General features: G+C 40.4%; 5 protein-coding genes. All 5 read right to left on the bottom strand.

Annotation, left to right across the window (positions count from 1 at the left end; translation table 11 throughout):
• The coding region (locus CXF78_RS12855) for a phosphohexomutase domain-containing protein (RefSeq protein ID WP_102037022.1) at window positions 1-1036 on the bottom strand (1036 nt) is incomplete at its 3' end.
• A 3-nt stretch (window positions 1037-1039) separates the two neighbouring features.
• On the bottom strand, window positions 1040-2455 hold the full coding sequence (locus CXF78_RS12850; RefSeq protein WP_102037021.1) for a mannose-1-phosphate guanylyltransferase/mannose-6-phosphate isomerase: 1416 nt from the start codon (window positions 2453-2455) through the stop codon (window positions 1040-1042).
• A gap of 13 nt (window positions 2456-2468) precedes the next feature.
• Window positions 2469-3470: a WaaS/CpsH family glycosyltransferase gene (locus CXF78_RS12845; protein WP_102037020.1), complete on the bottom strand. Its 1002-nt coding sequence runs from the start codon at window positions 3468-3470 to the stop codon at window positions 2469-2471.
• Entirely contained in the window at window positions 3463-4062 is a 600-nt protein-coding gene (locus CXF78_RS12840; protein WP_102037019.1) for a DapH/DapD/GlmU-related protein, read from the bottom strand. Before CXF78_RS12840 ends, CXF78_RS12845 begins: the two co-directional genes overlap by 8 nt.
• Window positions 4063-4073: 11 nt before the next feature.
• On the bottom strand, window positions 4074-5114 hold the full coding sequence (locus CXF78_RS12835) for a glycosyltransferase family 4 protein (RefSeq protein ID WP_102037018.1): 1041 nt from the start codon (window positions 5112-5114) through the stop codon (window positions 4074-4076).
• Between the last annotated feature and the right edge of the window lie 143 nt (window positions 5115-5257).

Genomic DNA, 5257 nt, shown 5'->3' with positions numbered 1-5257 from the left:
CGGCTAAACTTGATTGAGACTGATTTAAGCTTAAGTTACTCCCGAGTAAAAAACCGCCATTGGCTTCAAAACCAGCGACTGTGACGTACTGAGTTAACAGCTCAGCAAAAGCCTCAATAACATAAGGCGAACCAATTTTAGTTCGTTGAACCGTTTTAAATAATTCGGTTTGTTCTATTGCCGTATTGCAGCTAACAGGAATAGCCAGCGCTTCAATATTGAGGTACTTACTGCACAATAGCCCTAAAATATCACCTCTTAACCAATGACCATGTTCGTCGGCTAACATAGGTCGGTCACCGTCACCGTCGGTTGAAAACAGTGCATCAAGTTTATGTGTTCTTACCCAATCTAGCGCTTTTTGGCAGTCTTGTTCACTCACAGCTTCAGTGTCAATCGGGACAAATACATCACTACGTTCAAGCAAAACGACCTCTGCTCCGAGTTTAGTGAATAACTCAGGATAGATATCTCTGCCGGCACTTGAATGTTGGTAAATACCAATTCGCTTACCTTGTAACAGTGTATTGCTGAATACATTTAAATAGCGCTGAATATACTGTTGTGCCGCATTCGGGTTAACCATTAATGGGGCTAGCTCGGTTAATGCGCTAAATGTTACTTGGCTCGATAAAATTGCCTGTTCATTTTGTTTAGATATTTCGCCATCTGGTCGATAAAACTTGAGCCCATTACGATCGAACGGAATATGACTTCCGGTGACCATAATAGAAGGAATGTTTTGTTGCATAGCAACATAGGCCAATGCTGGTGTTGGTATTACGCCGTAATATTGAGATTTAAGGCCTAATTGCGCTAATGCTTGTGCACAAGCTTGGGCCATAGCATAACTACTGGGACGATTGTCTATCGCAATGGCGACGGTATCAAAGGTGAAGTCTTGCTGCATAACAGCGACAAAGGCATGAGTAAATGCAGCGCATACATCTGGGGTAAATTGTTCAACTAACCCGCGCGCACCACTGGTACCAAAAAGCACGCCGCTTTGAGCTAAAGTTTCTTTAGTGTTTAACATCAGTTATTTCCCTTCTACACGGCCGTAGCGGTCTTCAAAACGGACGATGTCATCTTCGCCTAAATACGAACCAGATTGAACTTCGATAAGTTCTAGCGGCATTTTGCCGGGGTTCTCTAGTGCGTGAATAACACCGACTGGAATATAAGTTGACTGATTTTCTGTTAGTAAGATTTCTTTGTCACCGTTGGTTACCTTGGCGGTGCCTGATACCACTATCCAATGTTCTGCACGGTGATGATGCATTTGTACTGATAGTTTAGCGCCTGGCTTTACCGTAATTCGTTTCACTTGAAAACGCTCACCGTTATCGATTGAGTCGTATTGCCCCCAAGGACGATAAACTTCACGGTGGAATGTGACTTCAGAACGTTGTTCAGATTTAAGTTGATTAACAATTGCTTTGACGTGTTGCGAATGGTCTTTATGGGCAACTAACACGGCATCTTTGGTGTTGACTATGACTAAATTTTCAACACCAACGGTGGCAACGAGTTTATCTTCACCAAAAACTAAGGTGTTTTTAGTGTCGACAGCTTTAACATCACCTTTGAACACATTGCCATTATTGTCTTTTTCAGATACATCCCATAATGCAGCAAAACCACCTACGTCGCTCCAACCGGCGTCCATTGGCACGACTACAGCATCTTGAGTTTGCTCCATCACTGCATAGTCAATAGATTCATCTGGACAAGCTTCAAATGCGGCTTTATCAACACGAATAAAGTCCAGATCATTATTTTGTACTTGCATGGCTGCTTCACAGGCGGCATAAATGTCTGGTCTAAATGCTTTTAATTCGGTTAAATAACGACTAGCTTTAAATAAAAACATGCCGCTGTTCCAATAATAATCACCGCTTTGAATATATTGTTGCGCTGTGGCGAGGTCTGGTTTTTCAACAAAACTGTCGACAACAAAACCGCTTTGAAATTGCTGACCGCGTTTTATATAGCCATAACCCGTTTCTGGTTTGTTCCCTACAATGCCAAATGTCACCAGCTTGTCTTGTGCAGCTAACTCTGCAGCCTTTGCGACACTTTGCTGAAACGCATTTACGTCATCAATAACGTGGTCTGCAGCCAATACTAACAATAATGGGTCTTGACCTTGCTCTGTGGCCTTAAATGCTGCTAATGCAATGGCTGGAGCAGTATTTCGGCCCACTGGCTCTAAAAATATTCCGCTATGTTTAACCCCTAGCTGCCTAATTTGTTCTGCTGCAATAAAACGATGTTCTTCATTACAGATTAGCATTGCAGGAGTATGTTCAAGCCCTTTTAAACGCGTAATCGTATTTTGCAGCATTGTTTGCTGACCACTTAAGGTTAAAAATTGCTTAGGGTAGTTACCGCGCGATAGCGGCCATAAACGTGTACCTGAACCGCCAGCCATAATAATAGGTGTAATTGTCATAATGCCGCCAATGCTATTTTAAAAGTGCGTCCAACCAATGGGACAAGGAAAGAGGTGTTGTCGATATATTGCTAATGGCAACTTGCTTAACAAATTGTTGTTTTTGGTCGTTGCTCCACACGGTTCCATTGGTGCGATCGAGAATATCGATGGCTGCTATAGGTTGGTGTAATAGCACATATGGATTTGTTGTTAGCAAGTTGTAATCTAGGCTTAAGGTTTCCCATGTGCGCATGGTTAATCCCGATTGTCCTTTATGATGTATATCGATAATAAAACGACTATCAGAAAAAATATCGTTCATTGTATCGCGATCAATAATGTCGAATGTAATCCATTCTTTAGGACATTTTCTTACATAGGGATCGAGTAGATAAAATACGCAGTATTGTATTTTGCTTTGAAAGTAAATTTTGATAAATGACGAAGCAGAGTGGGTTTGTTGATTATTGACCAGCTTATATAACAACTTTGCTCTGTCGCCGTGATAGCTGCCAATGAAACTGTATTGATAACTGTTGGCTGATTTGTTTGATGCTGCGCTGCTAGTGTTATCATCTGGATAGAATAATGGCACATACTCTAATTGATGTTGCTGGCAATCGGCAAAGTCGAATGACATAGCCTTATCTGCTACCGCAGCTAATTGAACAAATCCATTTGAGTTAGCTATAGAATCCCAACAATATACAACCACTCGGACTTTTGGATTCAACCTCTTAATCCCCTGTATTAAAAGCGGTGAAATACAGGTGCCTTTAACAATAATAACTGTGGTTATCTCGTGTATTAACGGGGTAATTTTTTCGAGTAGTTGTTGGCTATATTGACGCGAAATAAAGTGATTGTAATTAGCTACGTTATATTTGATTAACGCTTTGCCAATAGAAGAACATAGCGGTCTGTCGGAAAAAGAGTGTACAGAAGTAAAACGCTTTGTTAGTTGATTTTCTATCAGTACTTTGTAGTCGAAAAATGCGGGACAAATTAATACTGCGTGGTCGTTTTTACCCATGAATTGCTAGCCACTTTTTTTGCTCGAAGTTATAGGTTTTAATTACTTTGGCAGGGTTACCTACCGCAATTGAAAATGCGGGCACATTTTTAGATACCACAGCATTAGCGCCAATGATTGTACCTTGGCCAATGGTTACACCTGGTAAAACAACCACTCCTTCACCTAACCATACATTTTGTTCGATTACGACTGGTGAACCGGTTAACGGTCTGTCTTTACAAATTGATAAAGGATCTGAATGTAAGTTACCGCCATAGCCACCGTGATTAAGATCGGTAATAAACACTCTGCTGGCAATTAACACATTGTCGCCGATACTGACACTTTTTAGGGCAGCTATGTGCACTGAATCATTCACTTGGCAGTTGTTACCAATAGTAATATTAATTTCACCATGCTGACCATGCGCCTCGAAACGACAATAACGACCGCTTGCAAAACCCTTTCCTATCCGCATATTTTGCTTACCACGACATTCGAACGGACGACGAATTATTTTGGCTTGCTTGAACAAAAAATAAGTTAATACTTTTTCATAAGCTAATGACAGAATACCAAAGAAGCCATAATGTTTGATTAAATTACCCAAAATCTATTCCTTTACAAAGAGATTGAATCAAGTTCTTGATAAACCGCGAGGGTATCTTGGTAACATTTTTCCCATGAAAAACGACTCGCTTGTTGAAATCCTTTTTGAATTATATCGCTGCGTACTTGTTGATTATCTAATGTGGAAAATGCTTGGTTGAAACTTGCCACGTCAGCTTGTTGAGTGAGTATGGCAGCAGAGCCTGCCACTTCTGGAATAGAAGACACGTTTACGGCTATTACCGGACAACCCGAACGCATGGCTTCAATAACCGGTATGCCAAAACCTTCATAGCTAGATGGATAAAATAAGCAATGGGCGCGATTGTATAGTTCATTTAACTGTTCATCAGTTAAGCGTCCCAACCACTCGTATCGACCTGGTATCGTCGCTTCAAGCAACTGTAGTTCTTCATCTGAAAGTTTACCGCCACCGACAATCGATAGCGTTAAGTCTGGTTGATGCTTTAATGTTTGTACCGCTAAGGTGAAGTTTTTGTACCATCCACGAGCGCCAATAAACACTACTTCATTCGTTTGTTCTGTATTATCAAGCGGGTAATAGTCAGACGACACGCCATTGTACACCACTCTAATTTTACTTGGATCGATAGGGCAAAATCTCATTAGATCGTCGGCGGTGTTTTGCGATACGCAAATAACTAAATGACTATTTCGAATCGCTCTAAACTTTTGCCAAGAATGCATCCATTTAGCGGGACCTTTTCTGTACAGCTCATAGGTAAAGTCATGTACTGTTGTTACTGTTTTTACTTTTTGTTTGGCTAAACGGTAATGAGTAGAGTGAAAAACAGTATCGTTAGTGACTTGTTGAAGGTTTACATCTCGCCATCTTTCTTGCCACTTAGGTGCTTGAAAGTTAACTTGGGTGTTTTCACCAAATAATGGGATATGACCTTGTTCGTCTTTAAACCGAATATAGTTAAGATCGATGTTATTATTTTGCATAAAAGAAAGTATTTGCGCAAAGTAAACGGTACAACCACCGTTGTCTTGTAAGTTTTCGATAATACCATCAACAATCAGTTTCATTTTTTTCCAACTTAATTTTTGCTTTTTGTACAGTGAAATAAAAAACACTGACTAGAAATAGATACATTAGAGGGCTGAAATAGCCGACACCACGAATAAAAAACTCAAGAAAACTGGCTAAGAATATGGCATAAAAAAATACA

It is taken from the genome of Shewanella sp. 11B5 (assembly GCF_002836795.1).
GTDB lineage: Bacteria > Pseudomonadota > Gammaproteobacteria > Enterobacterales > Shewanellaceae > Shewanella > Shewanella frigidimarina.
This window is presented reverse-complemented; position numbering and strand designations above follow the sequence as displayed.